The sequence below is a fragment of the Paenibacillus sp. UASWS1643 genome, from assembly GCF_008693195.1.
Taxonomy (GTDB): domain Bacteria; phylum Bacillota; class Bacilli; order Paenibacillales; family Paenibacillaceae; genus Paenibacillus; species Paenibacillus amylolyticus_B.
Genome location: NZ_VXKZ01000084.1, coordinates 25,673 through 48,392, shown reverse-complemented (window position 1 = coordinate 48,392; position 22,720 = coordinate 25,673). Strand labels below are relative to the sequence as shown.

Here is a 22,720-nt window from a genome sequence, read left to right as displayed (position 1 = left end):
GAATGAACGAACAACCCGAATCCCTGTTAACTGCTCACGCAGCACCAGGTTGAGCCGGTCCAGCTTTTTCTGAATGGTTTTGAACAAAGGTAAACCCTTGGCACCAATCAGCGCAATAGCTCCACCCAGTACCGGAAGCACGACCAGGAAAATCGTAGACAATTTGGCGTCCTGAGATACCGCCATGAAGATACCCCCGATACACATGAGCGGAGCCATAATCATCATTCGCAGCATCATTGTAAGTACATTCTGTACCTGCGTGATGTCATTCGTCGTACGCGTAATCAGTGAAGCAGTACCCATCTTATCGAACTCCTGGAGAGAGAAGTTCTCCACATGGCGAAATACTCTGCTCCGCAGTTGTTTGGCAAATCCACCCGCTGTTCGAGATGAGAGATAACTGGCAATCACCGAACACGCTGTTCCGCCAATCGCGATGACCAACATCCATCCACCAATCTGCCAGATATACGGGATATCCCCTTTAATGATGCCGTCATTCACAATATCTGCCATTAACGTAGGCAGGTACAATTCAGCAAGCGACTGAAACAGTACCAAAACCAGAATGAAAATAATCGGAATTCGGTATGGTTTCAGCATGCTAAACAGTTTCATCATGGCGTATCATCTCCTCTTGTCGAATCATCCTTTTGCAAGGAAGTTAATGTATCAAAAAAGGTGTATACCTTTGTCAACAACTCAGCCAGCTGAGTACTGTCTTGCTCACCCAAATGCTCAACTAACTTATTGAATATTTCCATACGCTCTTGGTGAGCAGCCCGAATAATTTCACGACCTGCTTCAGTAATCGTGATGCGGACAGCACGGCGATCCTCCGGGTCCATCGTCCGTTTGACCAGCCCCTCATCTTCAAGGCCACGAATAACAGGTGTAATGGTCGGTGACTTCACTCGTAGCAATGCGCTGATTTCCGAGACTTTCATCCCGGGATGATTGGATTCGATCGTGTCATTGAAATCAGGCGGATTGTCCTGCCAGTTCAATTGTTCTCCCGGATGCATCCCGTGGAGCAAACAACCCAGCACCATAATTTCATTGTGATTGCGCCCATGAGGTTTATGTTGCCTCCATTTGCCTTTATTAAACTGCATAATGGAGTACAAAAGCTTCTGAGCGACCGGATCTATACCAGTCATAATGGGTCCCTCCTTCTTTCTTTATCATTCCATAGACATCCAACATCATAGGACATCTATTAAATAGTAGTACAATTAAATAGATGCACAATTAATTAGGTGTACTAAGTATATTATCACAAGAAGCCATTGTCAAACATCTATAAATAACCAATATAAACCCATAATCAAGAGCATACACGCGCTTGACTATGGGTTTTGTCATTTGGCATTCATTGGAGCCCGCTATACTTATTATGTGCAATTCCATGAATTCAACTTACAAAGAAGCTCCCATTCCTTACTCCGGTGGATGATGGCCCGGGATTAAGAAATGAGAGCATTTTTATTACGATCGAAAATTAGAAACTAGAGAATCTCCTAAATTGCATAACTTGCATGATTAGATACGCTTGTTATTCATCAGGACTGTGAAGCAGAGACTGTTTTAAGCACTGAGGCAAACGGGAAATATTCTTTTGCATTGTTGTAGGCGATGCCCTGTACGATCTGACCAAGCAGCTCCAGATCCTGCGGTGCCTCCCCTTGCTCGGCCCATTCACCGATGAGGTTGCAGACCAGACGACGGAAATACTCATGCCGGGTGTAGGACAGGAAGCTGCGTGAATCGGTCAGCATACCAACAAAACGGCTGAGCAGACCAACATTCGCAAGGGCTTTCATCTGAGCAAGCATGCCGTCCTTCGTATCATTGAACCACCAGGCTGCACCAAGCTGGATTTTGCCCGGAATGCCCCCGCCCTGGAAGCTGCCGATGATCGCCGCGAGCACTTCGTTGTCCCTTGGATTCAGGGAATACAGAATCGTTTTGGGCAGTGCTTGCTGCTCATCCAACGCATCAAGTAATCCAATCATCGCTGACGACAGCGGTGTATCATTCACGGCATCGTAACCGGTATCCGGCCCAAGCTTCGCAAACATCCGCGTATTGTTGTTACGGGCTGCATTAATGTGGAACTGCATCACCCAGCCCCGATCTGCATACAGCTTGCCAAGGAACGTCAGCGTCACTGTCTTGTATTTGTCCTCTTCCTCACGAGTTACCTTCTGACCCGCAAGTGCCTTGGCAAAGATGGCACCCGCCTCTTCCCGTGTAGCCACGCCGTAAGGAACATAATCGAGTGCATGGTCAGAGACTCTGCCACCGACGGAATGGAAAAATTCCACCCGGGACTCCAGCGCAGTAAGGAAGGATTCATAATCTGAAATGGCGGTGCCGGATGCCTGCGACAGCTTGCCCACCCATTCCACGAAGGTATCCCGGTTCAATTCCAAGCCTTTATCCGGGCGGAAAGAAGGTAATACCGCCGTGTCAAAGCCTTCGATTTCCTGAATCTTCAGATGATACTCCAGAGAATCCGTTGGATCATCGGTTGTGCACACAACAGTGACATTGGATTTGGTAATCAGATCACGTGCACCGAATCCGTCACTGTTCAGTTTGGCATTTACTTTTTCCCAGATGGTTGGTGCGCTTGTCTCATTCAGTACTTCGTAGACGCCGAAATATCGCTGTAATTCCAAGTGAGACCAGGCGTACAGCGGATTACCAATCATCATAGGGACCGTTTTGGCGTAAGCCAGGAAACGATCGTAATCGGTCACTCCCTCGCCGCCGGTCACATATTGCTCTTCAATTCCGTTTGCGCGCATGAGCCGCCACTTATAGTGATCACCGTATAACCAAGCCTCTGTAAGATTGCCAAAGGTTTTGTTCTCGTAGATCTCCTGAGGACTGAGGTGGCAATGATAATCAATAATCGGCATGTCTTTGGCATAATCCTCATATAACTTGATCGCCGTTTCATTGTGCAGCAAAAATTGTTCATCCAGAAAAGATTTCATTCGCCTCGCACGCTCCCTTTAGGTGAGTTTACGTTCATATGGGTTCACTTCCCATCTTTACGCTACACTGTTTATCATCAAAGTTCAATATAAAATGATAGCGTTATCAAAAAAAGGTTGATTTAGGCATATATTCGGGAACAAGGTATACTGGATTTAACGCAAGGTTGCTGATCTGAAGATTACACAAGGAGATGAAATGAATTGAAAATTACTTTTCTGGGCACAGGAGATATGTTCAGCGTGGAGCAGCACCACAATAGTATGCTGGCTGAATTCGGAGACACGCATCTGGTCATTGATTTCCCAGAGTCAAATGCTAAAGCACTCAAGGAATATGGATTCGCTATGACCGATATCCACAATGTGTTCATTACCCATTTGCATGAAGATCATATTAATGGTGTACAGATGCTGGGTTATTACGCACAGATCGTAGGCGACCGCAAACCCCGTCTGTTCATCCACGAACAATTGGTAGATCCGCTCTGGAACATTCTATCTCCCGGCATGCGCTACACAACGGATGGTGAACGTACCATGAGCGATTACTACGATGTCGTTCCCCTGCCAGATGGAGGCACATTCGAACTGGGCGGCGTGACGTTTGAGACGTTTCGGACCCAACATGTTCCCGGTATGGTCAGCAATGGGCTTCTCGCCAAGCCTTACTTCTATTACAGTGCAGACAGTACACTCGACCAGGAACGGGTGGAGCAAGTTGCCGCTGATGTGCAGCTGATTTTCCATGAATGTCATATGCATGATCTGGTGATCAAATCCCATACCTCGTTGATGGATCTGGAGCAGTTACCCGCGGAAGTGAGACAGAAAACCGTACTGATGCATTATCATGATGAGTACGCGGATGCGGACAAACGGGAACAGTTCAACCGCGCGCATGATCTACGGATGGTTGGTACATTGGAATCATTTAAGTTGGAGTAGGTAAACGGAGGTCCAATAAACAGGCAGCGTCTACTGAAATTCCTCATACGGAACCGGTATGCGCTGCTTTTTTCTATTTTTCTTTCTCCCATGATTTCATATACTCAATCGTTCTCAGAGACGGATGGGCTTGGATGTAAAAATAATCTTCCGTTCGCTGATCATTTGGGCCATAGGAAATTTTGATATACATATCTGCATAACGCTGGAGGATATTGCTGTCGATCTCCGCCCTTGGCTTCAAGACATAACTTCTGCTCAAACTCAATCCAAGCGGTTCCTTGTCAGACTCTAAACTAATCTCGTGTGTATTGCTCACATTGGAATGAAATAACTCTCCGGCATCTATTCGATTTATCATGTTGGGATCGAGGGTGAAGGACTGAATGATATTAACCATGGGCACCCGAGCCTCATTCACCAAAATCTCATAAGAAATCCGATCCCCTCCGGATTCATGACTCACATCCACCGTTGCAGTCAAAGTATAATCATCAGGCGTATCCTTCTGGAAGGATTCAGGTCTCTTCGTAACCCGCTCATTTAAATCTCTTCGCTCCGAATTCAACGTATACTCATCGGTCCGTTTCGGTTCGCCCGCTGGCCCCTGGTTTGGTCCTAAACTGCAAGCCCCCATACACACGGCTATTAAAAATAGACACATGACTAACGGGAAGAAACGGTTCATCTCTCTTTTGGGACTCATGTCATGCCTCCTCTTCTCCAATCCTCTGTAGAAAATATCGCTTATTACGTTCTCTCATTTTATTCCCTAAACTCCATATTTGGATTATTATACCATATATTAAGATGTGGAACCGAACTGTTTCTTCTCATTTCATTTATAACTTATAGCAGTGATTCGTTTGCCTATGGCGGCCACACTTAACCCACGTTAAGCTAACGAATCTGAGAGGCCTTATTCGGCTGAAATCCGAGTTACCAGTATTCTAACGAATCTCAAACACGTTAATCTGCTGATATTGCTCCAATTGGCGCTATTTCAATCGTTTTTGAGAGTAATAAGGTTACTGAGATTCGTTAGAATTCCAATAACGCTAATTCAGTGCAAATAAGGTGCCCTCGGTTCGTTAGGATGGAGTTTTAGTTGTACCTAGAAAAATGCAAAAAAACCACCTGGACACAGGTATACTCGCTCTCCTGTTCAGATGGTTTAACGATCAATCTATATACTGTTTTCATATCAATCGGTATACCTTTTCTTATCCTGCCTGGCACATGCCGTTACTCAGCGTCAGCGCAGTCCTCATTCTGTTCGGGAAGAGCCCATACCGACACGCCCCCACCGCACACATGGAAGGTGGCCCAGCCGTCTTTCTCAATGGTAATCTGATCCTCACAGCTCTTCGTCAGATCCACCCAGACTTCACCAGCACGATGCTCGCCGATGAACATTCTCTTCTCACCGTCATCCCCGTTGGAGATGACCACTGCACAACCGGAACCTTCGATTTCCTCTACGCCACGACGTACCCAGCCAATCGTATTTGCGTGATCGAAGTAATCTTCCTGCTCTCCATATGCCTTGTTGCAACGGGCAGACAACAGAATGTCCAGAATTTCTTTTTTGCCATCTACAGGCTCAGGACCACCAATGCCATAATAATCCCCGTAAAATACAACCGGATAACCATCCCGACGTAATAGTGTCAACGCATAAGCGCTCGGCTTAAACCAGTCTCCAATCCATGATTCTAACGCCTCATGAGGTTGGGAGTCATGATTATCTACAAAAGTTACCGCATGGGTAGGATGTGTCTGCACCAAGGTATCATCAAAAATTTTGGAGAGATCAAAGTCTCTGCCTGCAAGCGAAGCCTCATGCAACTTGTAGTGAAGAGACACGTCAAACAGGTCGATCTGATAGTCTACCGTATCAAGGAATTCACGACATGCATCCAGGTTCGAATTCCAGAACTCACCTACGATGTAGAAATCCTGACCGCGTTTGCGGATCATCTCTGCTGCGAACTCCTTGATGAATTCGTGGTTGATATGCTTAATCGCATCCAGCCGGAACCCACCACACTGGAGGGTATCGATCAGCCATTTTCCCCAATCAATCATCTCGCGCCGAACATCCGGGTGATTATAATCTATATTGGCGAACATCAGATAGTCATAGTTGCCAAACTCATCATCGACATTCTCATTCCATTTTTTATTCTCTCCTGCGATGCGGAAAACACCTGTTCGTTCTCCCTTGGCGTCAAAGTCTGTACCGTTGAAATGTTCAGAGCTCCACTTAAAGGAGGAGTATTGATCTTCGCGACCCGGAAATGTGAATTTGGTCCAGCCCTCAATTTCGAACGGCTCGGAAATTTCCTTCGTTCGATCATTGGGATCAACCTCGATCACTTTGAACACTTCCGTCTCATCTGCTCCGGCCTTGTGATTCATAACCAGATCCACATAGACGGCAATGCCGTTCTTCTGACACTCAGCAATGGCCTCCACCAGTTCCTGCTTGGTGCCATATTTGGTCCGTACGGTACCCTTTTGATCAAATTCGCCCAGATCGTACAGATCATATACCCCATAACCTGTATCTTCTGCTGACACTGCCTTGGTTACGGGTGGTACCCATACCGAGTCAATGCCTTTGGCTTTCAGTTCCGGGGCCATTTCAGCCAGTCGCTTCCAATGATCTCCGTCTGCAGCCAGGTGCCATTCAAAAAACTGCATCATGGTATGATTTCTCTTCATTATAACCGACCTCCTTGATTGCTTTCGAAGCGGACCGCGGAACGGATAGGGTAATCGCCGTTGTTCGTTCGTTGCTAACCAAGTTATAACCCTTTCACCCTACCCTTCAATCATATAAAGGAAAGAAATCTGAGAAAAATGTTAAACTTCTTGGTTCAGCATTTGCCTGATTCCATTGAAATTGCTGTGGAGATGCATCATATTCAAATTCGTTTATAGTCCCGCCACTCCTCGGGCAACAGGGAACGATACGGTTCCTGGATAAAACGATCGTCGACCAGCACCAGCACACCCCTGTCTTCCTCCGTCCGAATCAGCCGTCCACCCGCCTGCAGCACCTTGTTCATACCCGGGAAAATATAGGCGTAATTGAATCCGTTGCGTCCTGTCCGATCATAGTAATCACGTAATACGTTGTTCTCCAGACCAATCTGCGGCAGCCCCGCACCTACCACAACAACGCCATTCAAACGGTCTCCCGGCAGATCGACCCCCTCCGAGAATACGCCACCCATGACGGCAAAAACCAAGCGTGTTCGTTCAGGATTCGGCTGAAATCCATCCAGAAACTGCTCCCGTTCCAGTTCGTTCATGCCTTGCTTTTGTATAACCGTATCCGCTTCACTTGGAAGCTGTGCATAGGTTTCATAGATCTCTCGCATATAAGGGTAGGAAGGGAAGAAGACCATCAGATTACTGCGCGGCCACTCACTTACCAGCTGTTGCAGCATCTCCGCAATGGGTCGCCGGGATTGCTCCCGATCCTTATAACGCACGGATAAGGGCAGGAGTCTCACATCCAATTGTTCGCGCTGAAATGGAGATGGAATCTGCAATGTATAATCCTCTTCCTCTGCACCCAGCATATCCCGATAATAGCGAAGAGGTGACAAGGTAGCCGAAAAATGAATGAGGGAGCGGAATCCTTTGGCCGTCTGACGAAGCAGTACCGAAGGATCGAGACAAAATAACTTCACTCTCACTTCACTTCGAACACACTCTGCATACGTAATAAAACGTTCATCATACAGCTTGGCAATGCGCAGGAAATTCTGTGCCGTGAAGTAGGCATCCAACAGCAGTTGATCCGTCTCGGCATTCCCTGAACCACCTTCAACAAGGCATTGCTCCGCGACCATGACAAAAGGCTCCAGTCGTTCAATCAGTTCCTCCGGCGCTTCCTGCTGAATGATCTTCCCTTCTTCTCCACCGTTTTTCCGAAGGGTAATCAGATACTTATCAATGGCCCCGGTGTAGTCAACAATGGCTTTGGCAGCAGGCACACTGCTGTCCAGCGACTGGAACTCTCTTTTCACATCCAGAAATACTGCCTTCTCCAGCTCAGCGGAAAACATCATTCGGCCACGATCGACCAAATTGTGAGCCTCGTCCACCAGTAGCACCGTCTTACGTTTCTGCTCCTCCAACATTCTTTTCAGAGAGATCCTCGGATCGAAAATATAGTTATAATCGCAGATCACCGCATCAGCTGCATACGCCGCATCCAATGAAAACTCAAACGGACACACCCGATGTTTGCGCGCATACTGCTCGATGACCGGACGTGTCATCAACGTCTCATGTTCCAGCATGTCCAGCACGGCCCCGTTAATACGGTCATAATACCCTTCACACATGCCGCACTGCCCCGTATCACAAGCTTCCTCTTCCTTAAAACAAATCTTGTCCTTCGCGGTCAGACTGATCACATGCATCTTCAATCCTTCCGATTGCATCCGGGCAAAAGCTTCTTCTGCCGCCACCCGTGTCGTCGTCCTCGCGGTCAGATAGAACAATCGGCTCGCTTCGCCTTCGCCAATCGCTTTGACCGTGGGGAACAGCACGGACATGGTTTTACCAATGCCTGTTGGTGCTTTGGCCATCAATCCCTGACCTTCACGGATCGTCTTGTACACGGCTCCAGCCAACTTCCGCTGCCCCTCCCGGTATTTGCGAAAAGGAAACGGCAACTCTCGCACACTGATATCACGCTCTTCTTCATATGCAGCGATCATCTCTGCATATGGCGCATAACCGGCAATCACTTCTGCCGCAAACTGCTCCAGTTCCTGCCGTTCTGCCATTCGGCGAAACCGTCTTTCTTCATGGGTTACCGAATGCACATACGTCAACTGCACTTGCATACGTGGTTCATCTTGCTGAACGGCGTACATATAGGCATACATCATGGCCTGCGCCCAGTGCACGGGAAGTCCTTCTCCCAGATCATCCAGATTGCCCGCAGTTGATTTGATCTCATCCACTGTCAACTGACCGTCCAGACGAATTAGCCCGTCACATCGCCCCTCCACCACATAGGTCAGATCCCCATGTTGAATCTCAGCTTCGAGCACAATCTCTTTTAAATCCTCTTCCGTGTACTCCTTCTGTACCCGCTGGTGAATTCGAGTCCCCTCTTGCATCGAGGCATTGGTCCGGAACCCTGGACGTATGCTGCCACTCCGGTACACATACTCCACCAAAGGTCTAACCGATATCCGAATTGTTGTTGTCATACGATCACCCGTTCTGTTTGTAGTGATTATACTTTATCATGAAATATGCTTTTGGACACAGCACCACCTCGAAGAAGTGGAAAATATTATAAAGAGAGGTTGACATCACATCATCGCATAAGTAAAGTTAACTTTACGTAAAGCGAACTTTACTTATGGGAGGATATACTTGCAAAATCTAATCAGAGACAAACGAATACATATGCACATCACACAGGAAGAACTGTCTCAACGGCTTAAGGTCTCCAGGCAGACCATCATATCGTTGGAATCCGGAAAGTACAAACCTTCTCTTGTGCTTGCTCACAAGCTTGCCCAATTATTTGGCTGTCAGATCGAGGAATTATTTATTTTTGAAGGAGATGAGAATATTGAGTTCTGAATTACTGAATCGGATGATCGGGATCGGTGGAATTGTAGCTGGTTTGTTATTTGCAATACTCATTATTTTTTTCACAAGGTTGATTGCAAAAAAGCACAACGGACTGGATGAGCGATACCTCTATTGTATCACGAGAGCAAAGGCCTTCTCCTGGAATGCAACAACCATCAGTCTTGTTCTGGCTTGGATCCTCGTAGTTATGCTAGACGGGATATCGCTTTCCTTTTTCATTATTACTGCAGTGTTTGTCATTCATTGTTTATCTTCTATTGCGGCAAACCTATACTACTCAGCTCGGAATTAGCCCACCTGTCCGATACATGTGAACCGATTGGACTCGCACAATCCCATATGCTATGTTGAGGTATATAAGTTATATAAGGAGGCAGCTTCTATGTATATCTATTTGGTTCCTTCTCCGATTCCGGATGCACTTGCTGCATACCCGCATCTGACTTTGCGAAGCGAAGAGCATGTGCGTCTGGCTATTGAATCCGCAGAACGCCTGATGAATATCGAGTCCGATGATAAAATAGCCGCATATGAAGCTTTCGATGCCGCAGGCTCGTGGACTGGCGGAGGTTTTGCTGTTTTGAATAATATCCCTGTCACAGAGGATGGTCGTAACGATTTCGAAGAACGGTTTAAGAACCGTGCCCGCAAGGTAGAAGACGAGCCTGGCTTTGTCGGTATTCGTGTGCTTCGTCCTCTAAAGGATGACACATATGTGGTACTTACACTCTGGCAGTCGGAGGAATATTTCAAAGGCTGGCAGGAATCCCAAGCTTATAGTCACGCTCACCGTAACCGCAGTACAAGCGAAGGGCTGACTGCACAGAAGCCTACCATGTTCCCCAGACCTTCTTACGTTACAACGTACACGATAGAATAACGGAATGGATCGCATCTGGCTTTTATCGCGGTAACCCATGTTTTTTCAAACCTCTTCCTGCATGGAAGAGGTTTTTTGCCGTCAATTATAGAAAGCTCTCATTTTTGACACAGCCATGCTGAGATAGGATAATACTTGTTAAATGAAACTTCGGAAGGGAAGGCGGTACCTTGTCACGCAGTTCACTCACCCGATTTCTAAGCGGACCTTTTATATTCTTTACCATTATTATGATGATCAAAAGCTCACTTGCCTGGATTGTTATCTTCGATGACATCCCTGTCTGGAAACCACTGCTGACCGAATTGCCGCTCATCTGGATCAGCTTCTGTCTAATTGAGTGGTTTGCTGCCAAGCGACGGATGTGGATGTACCTTGCCGTGGATCTGCTGCTTTCAGGGATTTTCTTTGCAGCCATCATGTACTACAAATACTATGGCGTAATCGTTAGCTATCACGCGCTGGCACAGGTGAATCAGGTGACCTCGGTCAAGAGCAGTATGTTCTCTTTACTTGACCCCTATTATTTGTTTATTTTTGCAGACGTTCTGATCATTGGGGGGGTACTCACTCGTCGTCGGATCAAGCTCGGGAGTACAGAACGCCCAAACCGTATTCCACTTGAACGACGTGCCAGAAGACGTGTTGCTTCGGTCATTCTTACCCTGTCCCTGATCCTGTGCATGCTTAACATCTATCCCAATCGGGCCAGCATGAGTGAGCTTACACAAGCAGAACAGATGGGCATCCTCGGTTACGAGGCGTATACCATCCTGGATCGACCTGATAAACCTGTGCCCATTGCTCAGATTGATCAGACTGACATCGACCAACTGAAGCAAACGACCGAACTTTCTGCAATTTTGGAGAAGGGTGCCGCGAGCGGACGCAATGTGATTATGCTCCAGTTGGAATCGTTTCAGAACTTTCTGATTGGATTAGAGGTAGATGGACAGGAGATCACGCCCAACCTGAATCAATTGGCTAGAAAGAGCCTGTATTTTCCGAACTTCTATCAGCAAGTGGGACAGGGAAATACATCGGATGCAGAATTTGTTGTGAACACATCGTTCTACACCCCACCGAACGGGGCAGCAACAACTGTATATGCGGATAAAGCTCTGCCGAGTCTACCCAAGTTGATGTCAGCAAACGGATATCAGACAGCCACATTCCATACAAATGATGTTCGTTTCTGGAATCGGGATCAGTTATACAAGGCACTAGGATTCGACCAGTATTATGATATTGATTATTTCGGCACACAGGACTCTATCGCCTTTTCGGCCTCGGATGAAGTACTGTATTCCAAAACACTGGATAAGCTGGAATCCATGCAGTCTTCGGGCAATCCCTTCTATGCCCATATCATTTCTATGTCAGCCCACCACCCGTACACTTTGCCTAAAAACAAGGTAAAGCTGACGCTGCCAGAACGTTACAAGGATACGTTGCCCGGTGATTATCTGATATCACAGCATTATGCGGATGAGGCAGTTGGACAGTTGATTGCTGGATTGAAAGAACGGGGATTATGGGAAAATAGTGTGTTCGTCTTGTACGGGGATCACCTGGGGCTTCCCATCTACTCACTGGATCGGGATGACAAAGTCCTTATGAAAGAGTTGTATGGTCGGGAATACACATCAGCAGATATGATTAATATCCCACTCATTATCTCGGCCCCGGGCGTTACCCCGGGTATACAACTGGAACAGATCGGAGGCCAGGTGGATATTCTGCCAACGATTGCGGGACTTACCGGAGTATCGCTGAAGGACCAATTACACTTCGGACAGGATTTGTTACACGAAGGTGGAAATCTCTTACCCGAACGCTATTACCTTCCTTCCGGTTCGGTGCTAAACGATGCTTCTCTCTTCATTCCGGCGAAAGGATACGGGGATGGGACGCATTATTCCCTAGCTGATGCGGGAAGACAGGATGCTGGGCAACAACGGACAGGTGTTCCGTCAGACGAGACACCGCAGATTTCGGGAGAAGAGGAATCTCCAACTATAGCCACACCCAATAACAGTGGGCTGTCTTCTTCACGGTTTATAACGAAGGATCAATATGATCGAGCATTGGATCTTGCACACTTGTCCAACAGTTATTTGAGCCAGCTACCGGACCGAAAGACTACACAATAATTAAATCTTTTCACTAGAACTCATCCATGCGGCGACCTTCCTCTTTATCATAGAGAGAACGGTCGCTATTTATATTACGGAACCAGACTAGTGGCCTATCCATTCGTGAGCAGACCATCAAAGAGCCAATTTCCTTTCTCGGAACGAATAAAATAGAAATCCAATGCACTGTTTCCATCAGACCATACTGTAGCCATATGTAAAATGACACGATCTGAATCCAGAGGATTAAATCCACGGTACTCCAAATTATTCAGGCTAACGTTTTGCAGAAAAGGTACTTCGTAATCCCCCTGTTCCAGTTTCGAAATAATGATATTGTTCTGCTGCGATATTTCTATGTTCGGAGAAGACACCGATTCAAGATATGTATAGTTATTGGATTGCATCGCCGCCATCAGTTTAAACGTTATGTTCAGTGTTTCTCTTAAACTTTCTACATTTTCCTGCTCTTTTGCATCTTTTTCCTTCTGGTTGTTCCGTACCTGCTCCTTCAGCAGTTCATTTTCCTTCCGCATTTGTTCGGTATTTATGGCATCCTCGCGTTCCCTCTCCTGTACATCTGGTAGTGAAGCATCGTCACTCGAACTGCAGGCTGTTAAAAATAAAGCGAGCATCCATATCAATAAGATTCTGCTTTTTCTCATCTAATCCCCTCCTTAATAAAAAGTGAATAATAGAAACACATATCTTCCATATTTATGGTAACATATCCCATACAAAAGAAAATACTATCTTGTTTATTCTGAAAAATAAACAAAAAAGACCCGAACCCTGTTAGTCCAGGCGCGGGTCTTTCATATGTTTACAACGGCAGTAGCGCAACCGACTTGCGAGCAGTCAATTGTTCTACCATGGCAAGCCATTCCTGTGGTTTGTTAGGAAGCACTGCATAATATCGATTCAGGAAATCAGCCACCAGACTGGCTGGCAGTTCACCAAGCGACTCATCATCAGGCATAAAGCACAGGTCCAATCCACCAACCGCTTCACCATCCCCTTGCCAGGATGGATGAACATATGGGAAGTCCAGACGCTGATATCCCAGATGGGACAGCACTTCGCGACGCACATAAGGATCCATTGGCTTGATACCGCCAAACTCGTGATCCTGACTCAGATAAGGGTTATAGATTTCGGCAAACATACCGAACAATTCTTTCCCGTTTGCTGCAGCCAGCTTTTGCAGATCAAACTTGCGGTGATTCGCCAGGAAACTGCCGATCCCCAGTCCTTCGCGCCCAATAATCGTAAAGTCCGTCATGGCTACGTTCCAGTCCTCGTAATAACGGTACTCCGTCGCTCCAACGACTTGTCCTTCATGTACAGCCACGAACACCCGAATACCCGGATCTTCCAGCGGTTCTTCCCACAGGGGGAAGTCCAGCACTTCCTCCCGCGGGAAAATTTCCTGCATTAGCTTGTGCATTTGGGCAAACAATGGATCTTTAATGGATGTAATACGCGTAAATTCCATGGATAAATACCCCCTTGATTGATGATGTATTTCATTTAATATTTTTTTATTTTGAACGGATTCCGCCACTCCATCAAGGCAGCATAGTTGCAGGATTCCTCATCGTCCAGATAGTCTGCGGTCACGCCAACAGGCATGCGGCCACAGCGAAGCAGGAACGATATCACCGGGTCACGCCTCTCTCCCGCTGCTACCTGATCCAGATATTCCTGCGCAGACAGTTGGTCTGCAACCAGATGATAACCGGGCATTCTACCAGCACCTAGTAACCGATCCATCCCCTGAGCGATGACAAGGTGGTACATCGCCTGCATCATAAGCTGAGCCAGTCCCCATTTGCGGTACTTTGGACGAACACAGAGATCGACAATATACAGCGTGTTGCTATCTGGCTGGTGGTTACGAATATAGCCGTCATCCGTTACTTCGGCCCAAGTATGACTTGCTGGATGTGCGGGGTCCCACTGCATCCGCAGCGAGGTCATTGAGCCAGCCAATTCTCCACCCACTTCAATACAGATGGCACCCTCCGGGTAATGCTGCACATGACTGGTGAGCTGCTCGTGACTCCAGAGCAGCTCTTCCGGATAAGGAGGAGGGAAACTCTCCGCCTGAATGCGAATGAGTTCCTCAAAGTCGGCTGCAACATAATTGCGAACGACTGCCTTTACCCTTTTGCCACTTCGCTCCGGGTCGGTGATCAGCATTTCTTTCGTATACATGTTGCCGGTTCACCCCTTTCCACTGACAAATGAACTTCAAAACTCTGTTTTGCTTCGGTTTTAAACGTAGTTGCCTACTCCCAATCGGTATACAGATCGGTACGGCGGTCACGCCAGGTCGTTACCGATCCACGTTCGCGCACCTCATACAACAAGTCCAGATCCAGATCGGCGGTCACGATCATATCGTTGTTAATCTCACCCTCGGCCAGAATGCCACGTGGCGGGAATGGAATATCATTCGGCGTAATCATTGCAGCCTGTCCGTAGTTGGCCCGCATGAAATCAACGGTTGGCAAGTTACCCACTGTTCCGGTTAACACAACATACACCTGATTCTCCACCGCGCGGGCATGACTTGTATAACGCACACGGTAGAATCCATGACGATCGTCCGTACAGGAAGGACAGAAAATCACATCAGCGCCTTTGGCTTTGGCCATGCGCACGATTTCCGGGAACTCAATATCGTAGCAGGTCAGCATGGCAATGCGGCCTTTATCGGTGTCGAACACCTCAAGTCCATCTCCGGGAGCCATATTCCATTCCTGGACTTCGGTTGGTGTAATGTGAATCTTGTCCTGGCGAGCGATGCGACCATCCGGGTAGAACATGTGGGCTGTATTATACAGCTTCCCTTCACGGCGAATGACGTGGGTTCCCCCGATGACATGCATGCCATACTTGGCAGCAAGTGACGTGAACAGTTGTTCATATTGTTCCGTAAAGTCTGGCAGATCCTCAATCGTCAGTGCATTGCCTTGTTTGTCCCCAATGGACATTAATTGCGTTGTGAAAAATTCCGGGAACAGCACAAATTCGGTTCCGTATTCACTCGCTGTCCGTATGTAATGCTCAGCCTGAGCGGCGAACTGCTCAAACGAGCTGATTGTGTGCAATTGGTATTGTACAGCGGATACCCGCAGTTTCATGTTCGTACACCTCCATCATGATTATGCTTCCATTGTAACAACGATCCGGGGTCAACAAAAGAGTATTTACTCTGGGCACTACAATGACAGAATAACCTTCCCATCACTCCCTTACTCACCCAGCATCGACTGTGTGAATGCAATCCACTCTCTCGTGGCAAATGAAAGATAGCGATCCTTCCGCCAGATCATACCGAGCTGCCATGGAATCACCGGTTCCACCACGGGTATGATGCGTACACGCATATGATCCACCTCACGACAGATCGTCTCCGGCAGTAAGGCTACACCCAGATTGGCGGCAACCATCGCGCTGAGCAGATCCCACTGAGAGCTCTCATATACCACCCGGGGTTGGAACCCGGCATGCTGACAGGCCACAATAATCCGGTCATGCAATGCAAAATCTTCCCGGAACAGCACAAAGGCGTCGTTTTCCAGTTCATGTAGCGCAACCGACTCTTTCCCGGCAAGTGGATGTGAAGGGTGCACAAGCAGGTTCAGCTTCTCTTTCACAAACACAAAATGATCCAACAACTCATCCACGGTTGGCAGTACAGCAACGCCAATATCCAGTGCACCACTGATCACATCGGCCTCCACTTTTTTGGCACCATCCTCAAATAGCTGAATGGTCACCTGGGGGTAGGCTTTGTGAAATTCACCAATGATCATGGGGAAAAAGCTTGATCCTACCATCGGCGGCAAGCCGATCCGCAGATGGCCTTTCTTCAAATTCATCAGGTCATCCAATTCGGACGACAGACTGCGGAACGATTTTTCAATCTCCAGTGCCTGCCGAAAAAACACATGACCTGCATCGGTTAGTTCAACTTTCTTCCCATAACGGTCTAATAACGTGATACCCAATTCCTCTTCAAGACTCTTTACCGTCTTGCTGATCGTGGGCTGAGTGATATACAGAACTTCGGCGGCTTTTGTGAAGCTCTGCTGCCGGGCAACTTCCAGAAAATATTGCAAATGGCGGATATCCATCGGTTGATCCCCACCTCTCATAGATAAATGGAATAGTAAACATTCTTAATATGCATTTTACTCATGAAAGAATGCCATGTAAAATTTGTGATATCAAGCGAAACATTTTCATAATAACTCAAATGATTACGTTGATTATATAAGGAGGGATTGAAGTGAAAAAGTGGGGCCTCGGTATTGCACAGGTTGCGCTCTTAATGGTTTTTTCACTGCTCATGGACCTGTTGGCCCGTACTCTCCATCTTCCTGTACCAGGTTCGATACTCGGTATGGTCGTGTTATTCATTCTGCTTCAGACTCGTGTCGTGAAGCTGCGCTGGATTGAAGTTGGAGCTGCCTGGCTGCTCGGTGAACTACTACTATTTTTTATCCCGTCAGCCGTTGGCATTATGAACTACATGCCCATGTTGGAGCATGACGGACTTCAGATTTTATTCATCGTACTGCTTAGTACATTTCTGGTCATGTCCTGTACTGGCCTGGTTGCTACACGAATTGCCAAACGAAAGGAGCGTCACACCGGATGATTGGATTTCTCTGCCTGCTGTTAACCGTTGGTATCTATGGGGTCGCCAAACGAATGTATCGTAATCTGCCAAAAGTATATCTGTCTCCACTGCTCATTACGCCGCTGCTTGTCGTTGGCATATTGCTTGCAACCGGAACGGATTATACCACGTATAGTAGTGGTGGCAAATGGCTGAGTCTGCTTCTCCAACCGGCCACCGTGGCTTTTGCCGTACCGCTCTACACCTTTTTCCATGTACTCAAAAAACATATTTCCGAGATTGTCTTCAGTGTCATGACCGGCTCGGTCGTTGCCGTACTTTCTTCTGCCCTGCTCGCCAAATGGTTGCGCCTGGATTCCGGTCTCATTCATAGTCTGATCCCAAGATCGATTACCACCCCAATTGCCATGAACGTATCCGCCACAATCGGTGGCATACCCGCAGTGACAGCTGTTTTCGTTATTATGACTGGTCTGCTCGGAGTGATTATGGGCCCATCTATCGTCAAGATGCTGCGCATCGATGGGGAGATTGCACGAGGCACACTGTTTGGAACCGGTGCCCATGGCACAGGGACATCCAAGGCGTTTGAACTGAGTTCCCTGACCGGTACCATCTCCAGCATCTCCATGGTGCTCGCTGCATTGTTCACTTTAGCCGTTGCACCCGTCCTTTCCAAACTTATTTTTCCATAATAGATGGCATTATCCCACTTTTTTGAAATATTATTGTTGTATTAAAGCCCTTTCTTCCTTACAATAAGGACAGGTTTTTAATTGTGAATATTGCGGGGGAGATGCGATGAAAAGAACCGGAATGAAGAGATCTCTGGACCGTCTTGGACGAATTGTCCTTCCCAAAGAAATGCGGGATACGATGGAAATCCATATCGGCGATCCGCTTGAGTTTTTCATTGAAGGGAAAGAGTTGATTTTAAGAAAGTACAAATCAACATTATGTATTTTTTGCGGTGATGTAGATACGGAAATGTATTTCAAAGAACAATTCATCTGCCGGACTTGTGCAATTCAATTAAAACACCCGGATGACTCTCCCGACTGGTTCGTACCTCAGAACAAACAGGCTCCTGCACCCGTGGAGCGTCCTGCTTCCAAATCCGCCCCAGTCTCATCTCCCGCTAGGGAAGAAGGGACCACAGCTGACAACCAAGAATACCCGGATCTGCGGCCGAAGACGGCACGCATGCTGCAACAGATGAAAGAAATTGTTGAACAGAATCCCGGTTTGGCTCAACAGCAAATTGCGGAAAAGCTTGGCATCAGCCAAGGACGCGTCTCTCAATTAAAAAAGTTACTATAATCAAATGGCATTCGATCATTTATAGTCAGAAGACCTTCCGATCAGGAAGTCCCGCTGCAAGAGAACCCGTTGTTTTTCGTGGGTTCTTCTTTTTTTTATATTCATATTGTAATGGAAAGGAGTTCTATGGATAAAATTCTGTATTTATCACAATTCGACCTCATGTCCTCTTTATCCGAGGCCGACCTGATTGAAATGGATGGGATGACCTCTATCACGACCATACCCAAAAACAGACAGATCCAGACACCGGATACGTTTACAGAAGGTTTCTATTTTGTAAAACGGGGAAAGGTTCGTTTATATACATTAAACCCAGAGGGCAAGCAGTTCACTCTCGATATTTTGACGGAAGGTAACGTGTTTGGAGAAATGAACGGAATTTCATTGGGAACACGTGCCGTCTATATCGAAACGATGGAGGCGTGTGATATTTGCCTGATGAACAAACAACGTTTTGAACAGTTTCTGATTGAACATCCACAATTTATGATGAGACTGATGAACGTACTAAGCGAGCGGATCAAGCAAATGAGTGAGTTGACACAGACGCTCGCACTCGGAAACCTGCATGAAAAGGTGCTACATAATCTCTTCCGCCTGGCTGAACAGATGGGATGGATCGAAGAAGATGAGTTCTGCAAGATTCAACTCGCACTTACCCATCAGGAGATTGCCTGGATGGCGGGGGCCACACGGGAATCGGTTACGATTGTCATGCAAGACTTGGCAAAAGCAGGTCGTATTCGTACCGGATTCAAATCAGTCTCCCTTCATCGTGACGAAATCGCTACCCTTCGGAAAATCACTGCCCACTTGTAAGATGCCTTACATCCCTGTTCTCCAGCAAGTTGTATTGTATAACGCATGATGCTATACAGCTAAGGAGGAATATACTGTTGAATGCTAAGCCAGATCTATTTATCCCTGAAGACGTTTTTCTTCGCAAAGGTGCCCGTAGAGCAACGGAAATCCCTGAGCATATCCGCAATTGGCTGCAAGCAGGACATATCGAATCAGTCAATCTGACCGAATGGCTGGCTATAGATCATGTTTCTCTTTTTCAGAAGGTTACCCATGAATGGGGAATGGATGCTGAAACGATAGAAATTATGGAGCAGTTCAAACAGTTGAATGGGCAGCGGATTATGAAAATCATTCCGGCCATTGGTATGCAATGGCTTAATCTGTTGAATCGTCTACCCGTCAATGAACGCATGAATCTCTTTCGTTCCATTGCCGAGCATCGTTCAGACAGTGTTCGCTGCTGGGCGGCTTATATCATTGGGCTGAATTCCGGTCTGAACCTGACTGAAAAGTTGGAGCATATTCGGCCCTTTGGAGCAGATCATCACTTTGGTGTAAGAGAAATCGCCTGGATGGCTGTACGGGAGTCCATCTCTGCCGAATTATCCTTAGCCCTGCAGCAGTTAATCCCATGGAGCGTTGACCCTGATCCACTGATCCGTCGATTTGCCATAGAATCAATCAGACCTCGAGGCGTCTGGGCCAAGCATATTCAGGAGTTAAAAGAAAATCCGGCTATGGCTCTTCCCTTGCTTGACGCGGTGAAATCCGATGCCCATAAGTATGTGCAGGATTCGGTAAGTAACTGGCTGAACGACGCCAGCAAGACCAATCCAGAGTGGGTGCGGCAGGTCTGTGCCACTTGGACTCAGCAGTCGAATACCCAACATACGCGGCGAATCGTTACACGTGCCACGCGAAGTCTCACATAAAAAAAGATGATCACCGCTTACTGGCAGTGATCATCTTCTGCATAGGCATCCGCGTTTACATTCCTTTTGAAAGGAATACCTTTTCCTCGGTAAATAGCCCCATAACGTTCCCTCTTATCTTTAACTTACGCCTGAATCGCGTCCATCTGGCCTTCTTCTTCCGCTTCCAATCTGCGCATGCCTACCACCAGAACAATGATGTTAGCTACCAACAACACAGCCGGGAACGGAACAGCAGCGTATTGTGCATAGATCAGATGACTTCCCACGGCCCCAATCAGAATAAAGGTCAGTATGCCAGAAGCCAGGATGCGAGTACGTGGAATCAGCAATCCTACTGCACTAAGCAACTCCGCAGCCCCGAGCAAATACATCGTCCATGTCGGATAAGAGAAACTTTCGAATGTCTGAATCATCATGTCTGCCCCACTAATCTTGTTAAACCCTGTCATGACAAACACACCTGCAAGAATAACTAGAAAAATATAACCCAAAATTTTGTTCATATGTAGATCCTCCTGTAACAAATTATATGTTCCTACTATGTAATGATTATTTTGCTGCCCATTGTAAAAAAAAGAATCTATGTAAAAGTTCCCAAAGGTCACTCTGTTTTCAACCGTTCAGCCGAGTTTAATTTTCAGAATAGTACGCGTTCATATTATACGTATTATTTATCACCAACTTACTTTTGTGAAGTTAGTATATAATAATAATATAATTTCTTCAAGTAATTTTTCGCTGTATGATGTATAATACATACAAAAGGTATGTTACAGTATATTTTGTAGTAACCCTCATTTACTTGGATGTCCTATATTCTTAAAGCGGCAGAAACCATGTCCTTTCATATACAACCTGCGAAGAAAATAATCATGAATCGAGGTGAACACGTTGAAGCTGAAAAAAGTAAAATCACCAAGTCCCTGTATGATCACTCAAGCCATAGACATCATAGGCAAGAAGTGGGTACTGTTAATCATGTATCAACTGTTGTCCGGACCCAAGCGGTTTACGGAGCTTGAAGCAGAGATGGCGATCAGTGGACGACTTTTATCGGAGCGATTAAAGGAAATGGAGACGGAAGGTATCGTAACCCGACACATGTTTCCCGAGATACCTCCCCGTGTAGAGTATGAATTAACACCTAAAGGCAGAGCCATTGAACCTGTCATTGATCAGATCTACAGTTGGTCATCTGACTGGTTGAAACAGCAGAAATCTGAGTAGTTGAATTGCTGTTCAATAATCTCTACTCAACACAAATACGCCTGAATCGGGCTGATCTGCGGATCATTCCCTGATTCAGGCGTATTTATATTACCTTCAACCTTTTAATGAGAGAGATGTTTTGAAGGCTGAAGCTGTACAGGCAGACCGGAATCTGCCGATGCCAAGGCCGCCGTTGTAATCTCCTGTGTACGGCAGGCATCCGCATAGTCGGACAGAATTCGTGAACGGTCTCCCGTACGCAGAGCATGAATGAACGCTTCATTCTCACGCTCGTATGGATTATGTCCTGCCGGAATCTCCAAACCTGCCATCGCATGTTTTGCCGCACTTGGCAGAAGCAAACGTTCTGGCGTCCAATCCCACACGCCTGCATCCGTGTAGAACTGGAGTCCTGCGCCGCCCTCACCATCTGGCAACAGACATGTATTGGCGATACTGGCAATCGCTCCACTTTCCAGCTTGAGCGTCACATTCGCCACATCGGCAACGGTGACATGCTCATGCTTCTCATGCATGCTTCGCTGAGCTGCTACAGCATATACCTCCGTAACTTCTCCTGCACAATACCGAAGCAAGTCTACAATATGTGTAGTCTGTTCTACGAATTGTCCTCCTGAACCGTCCTGACGCCGCCACCAGGCGACCCCTGGCATTCCGCCCATCCAGCGACCAAGAGCCATACCGACCGTCTGTTCTTTCATCGATTGCTGCAGGACCTGCGCGGCCTCCTGATAACGGAAATGGTATCCGACAGAGGTTAACAATCCGCTCTTCTGCACCTGATCCAACACCTGACGCGGAACATCCATTCCGGTGCTCAAAGGTTTCTCCACCAGGAATGGAATGCCACGGCGAATCAATTCGGACTCAATCGACCCGTGAGACATCGGAGGCACACAGATATACACCGCATCCAGCTTCTCACCATCCAGCATATGTTCAAGTTCCCCGTAACCAACTGCATCATAAACGGAGGCCATAGCCTCAGCCTTTTCGAGCGATGTTCCACAGACACCCGCAACACGAACACCTTCCATCCGTGCGAGAATATCCGCGTGTACCTTACTGAACCAGCCTGTTCCAATGATTCCGATCTGTAATGTCATGGATGTAATCCCCTCTCTATGTTACACGCTTACATGTTCCATTCGACTCTCGATCTTGAA

At 47.0% G+C, this 22,720-nt stretch carries 24 protein-coding genes; 11 read left to right on the top strand and 13 right to left on the bottom strand.

The window, feature by feature from the left end:
• The 3 genes from FE296_RS01335 to uxaC all read right to left on the bottom strand — a co-directional run.
• Positions 1 to 624 (bottom strand): ABC transporter permease (locus FE296_RS01335; protein WP_150364081.1); only part of this gene is annotated, 624 nt, incomplete at its 3' end.
• Entirely contained in the window at positions 621 to 1,163 is a 543-nt protein-coding gene (locus tag FE296_RS01330) for a MarR family winged helix-turn-helix transcriptional regulator (protein WP_074092645.1), read from the bottom strand. The genes FE296_RS01335 and FE296_RS01330, both read right to left, overlap by 4 nt.
• 402 nt (positions 1,164 to 1,565) lie before the next feature.
• Complete coding sequence (uxaC, locus tag FE296_RS01325) at positions 1,566 to 3,008, bottom strand: glucuronate isomerase (RefSeq protein ID WP_150364080.1); 1,443 nt, start codon at positions 3,006 to 3,008, stop codon at positions 1,566 to 1,568.
• A 204-nt stretch (positions 3,009 to 3,212) separates the two neighbouring features.
• On the opposite strand from uxaC, the gene FE296_RS01320 reads away from it, so the two are divergent.
• On the top strand, positions 3,213 to 3,956 hold the full coding sequence (locus FE296_RS01320; RefSeq protein WP_150364079.1) for an MBL fold metallo-hydrolase: 744 nt from the start codon (positions 3,213 to 3,215) through the stop codon (positions 3,954 to 3,956).
• Positions 3,957 to 4,029: 73 nt separating this feature from the next.
• Here the strand turns inward: FE296_RS01320 and FE296_RS01315 are convergent, their stop codons facing one another.
• The 3 genes from FE296_RS01315 to FE296_RS01305 all read right to left on the bottom strand — a co-directional run bounded on the left by FE296_RS01315 (position 4,030) and on the right by FE296_RS01305 (position 9,199).
• Positions 4,030 to 4,662 (bottom strand): hypothetical protein, encoded by a 633-nt coding sequence (locus tag FE296_RS01315; RefSeq protein WP_150364078.1) that lies wholly within the window; start codon positions 4,660 to 4,662, stop codon positions 4,030 to 4,032.
• A 539-nt stretch (positions 4,663 to 5,201) separates the two neighbouring features.
• On the bottom strand, positions 5,202 to 6,683 hold the full coding sequence (locus FE296_RS01310; protein ID WP_150364077.1) for an alpha-amylase: 1,482 nt from the start codon (positions 6,681 to 6,683) through the stop codon (positions 5,202 to 5,204).
• 203 nt (positions 6,684 to 6,886) lie between these two features.
• Positions 6,887 to 9,199: an ATP-dependent DNA helicase gene (locus tag FE296_RS01305; protein WP_150364076.1), complete on the bottom strand. Its 2,313-nt coding sequence runs from the start codon at positions 9,197 to 9,199 to the stop codon at positions 6,887 to 6,889.
• 169 nt (positions 9,200 to 9,368) lie between these two features.
• Here FE296_RS01305 and FE296_RS01300 point away from each other — a divergent pair, with 169 nt between their 5' ends.
• The 4 genes from FE296_RS01300 to FE296_RS01285 all read left to right on the top strand — a co-directional run bounded on the left by FE296_RS01300 (position 9,369) and on the right by FE296_RS01285 (position 12,626).
• Positions 9,369 to 9,581: a helix-turn-helix transcriptional regulator gene (locus FE296_RS01300; RefSeq protein WP_036612923.1), complete on the top strand. Its 213-nt coding sequence runs from the start codon at positions 9,369 to 9,371 to the stop codon at positions 9,579 to 9,581.
• Positions 9,571 to 9,885, top strand: a complete 315-nt coding sequence (locus FE296_RS01295) for a hypothetical protein (RefSeq protein ID WP_150364075.1) — start codon at positions 9,571 to 9,573, stop codon at positions 9,883 to 9,885. The genes FE296_RS01300 and FE296_RS01295 overlap by 11 nt, the downstream gene beginning before the upstream one ends.
• Before the next feature lie 90 nt (positions 9,886 to 9,975).
• A complete protein-coding gene (locus FE296_RS33890) occupies positions 9,976 to 10,473 on the top strand; it encodes an antibiotic biosynthesis monooxygenase family protein (protein WP_150364074.1) in 498 nt (165 codons plus the stop codon).
• 170 nt (positions 10,474 to 10,643) lie between these two features.
• Positions 10,644 to 12,626, top strand: a complete 1,983-nt coding sequence (locus tag FE296_RS01285; protein ID WP_223868732.1) for an LTA synthase family protein — start codon at positions 10,644 to 10,646, stop codon at positions 12,624 to 12,626.
• 95 nt (positions 12,627 to 12,721) lie between these two features.
• On the opposite strand, the gene FE296_RS01280 is transcribed toward FE296_RS01285, so the two are convergent.
• From FE296_RS01280 to cidR, 5 genes are all read right to left on the bottom strand, one after another.
• On the bottom strand, positions 12,722 to 13,273 hold the full coding sequence (locus FE296_RS01280; protein ID WP_150364073.1) for a hypothetical protein: 552 nt from the start codon (positions 13,271 to 13,273) through the stop codon (positions 12,722 to 12,724).
• Between the two features lie 158 nt (positions 13,274 to 13,431).
• Positions 13,432 to 14,103 carry a GNAT family N-acetyltransferase gene (locus FE296_RS01275; protein WP_150364072.1) on the bottom strand — a complete coding sequence of 224 codons (672 nt, stop codon included), beginning with the start codon at positions 14,101 to 14,103 and terminating at the stop codon, positions 13,432 to 13,434.
• Positions 14,104 to 14,138: 35 nt separating this feature from the next.
• A complete protein-coding gene (locus tag FE296_RS01270) occupies positions 14,139 to 14,825 on the bottom strand; it encodes a GNAT family N-acetyltransferase (RefSeq protein ID WP_150364071.1) in 687 nt (228 codons plus the stop codon).
• Between the two features lie 74 nt (positions 14,826 to 14,899).
• A complete protein-coding gene (locus tag FE296_RS01265; RefSeq protein ID WP_124116662.1) occupies positions 14,900 to 15,757 on the bottom strand; it encodes a carbon-nitrogen hydrolase family protein in 858 nt (285 codons plus the stop codon).
• Between the two features lie 111 nt (positions 15,758 to 15,868).
• Complete coding sequence (cidR, locus tag FE296_RS01260; RefSeq protein ID WP_124116663.1) at positions 15,869 to 16,753, bottom strand: cidABC operon transcriptional activator CidR; 885 nt, start codon at positions 16,751 to 16,753, stop codon at positions 15,869 to 15,871.
• 155 nt (positions 16,754 to 16,908) lie between these two features.
• Here cidR and FE296_RS01255 point away from each other — a divergent pair, with 155 nt between their 5' ends.
• The 5 genes from FE296_RS01255 to FE296_RS01235 all read left to right on the top strand — a co-directional run bounded on the left by FE296_RS01255 (position 16,909) and on the right by FE296_RS01235 (position 20,321).
• The gene (locus FE296_RS01255; RefSeq protein ID WP_017691758.1) at positions 16,909 to 17,280 is read left to right on the top strand and encodes a CidA/LrgA family protein; all 372 of its coding nucleotides are present in this window, start codon (positions 16,909 to 16,911) and stop codon (positions 17,278 to 17,280) included.
• Positions 17,277 to 17,957 (top strand): LrgB family protein, encoded by a 681-nt coding sequence (locus tag FE296_RS01250; protein WP_124116664.1) that lies wholly within the window; start codon positions 17,277 to 17,279, stop codon positions 17,955 to 17,957. The genes FE296_RS01255 and FE296_RS01250 overlap by 4 nt, the downstream gene beginning before the upstream one ends.
• A gap of 106 nt (positions 17,958 to 18,063) precedes the next feature.
• The gene (locus FE296_RS01245) at positions 18,064 to 18,582 is read left to right on the top strand and encodes an AbrB/MazE/SpoVT family DNA-binding domain-containing protein (RefSeq protein WP_047840820.1); all 519 of its coding nucleotides are present in this window, start codon (positions 18,064 to 18,066) and stop codon (positions 18,580 to 18,582) included.
• 126 nt (positions 18,583 to 18,708) lie between these two features.
• Positions 18,709 to 19,404 (top strand): Crp/Fnr family transcriptional regulator, encoded by a 696-nt coding sequence (locus tag FE296_RS01240; protein WP_124116665.1) that lies wholly within the window; start codon positions 18,709 to 18,711, stop codon positions 19,402 to 19,404.
• Positions 19,405 to 19,481: 77 nt separating this feature from the next.
• Positions 19,482 to 20,321 (top strand): DNA alkylation repair protein, encoded by an 840-nt coding sequence (locus FE296_RS01235; protein ID WP_150364070.1) that lies wholly within the window; start codon positions 19,482 to 19,484, stop codon positions 20,319 to 20,321.
• Between the two features lie 125 nt (positions 20,322 to 20,446).
• Here FE296_RS01235 and FE296_RS01230 read toward each other — a convergent pair whose 3' ends face one another.
• A complete protein-coding gene (locus FE296_RS01230; protein ID WP_091035924.1) occupies positions 20,447 to 20,827 on the bottom strand; it encodes a DoxX family protein in 381 nt (126 codons plus the stop codon).
• A gap of 424 nt (positions 20,828 to 21,251) precedes the next feature.
• Between FE296_RS01230 and FE296_RS01225 the strand changes: the two genes are divergently transcribed.
• Entirely contained in the window at positions 21,252 to 21,551 is a 300-nt protein-coding gene (locus tag FE296_RS01225) for a winged helix-turn-helix transcriptional regulator (protein ID WP_026081419.1), read from the top strand.
• 104 nt (positions 21,552 to 21,655) lie between these two features.
• Here the strand turns inward: FE296_RS01225 and FE296_RS01220 are convergent, their stop codons facing one another.
• Positions 21,656 to 22,660 (bottom strand): Gfo/Idh/MocA family protein, encoded by a 1,005-nt coding sequence (locus FE296_RS01220; protein WP_124116667.1) that lies wholly within the window; start codon positions 22,658 to 22,660, stop codon positions 21,656 to 21,658.
• Positions 22,661 to 22,720: the final 60 nt, after the last annotated feature.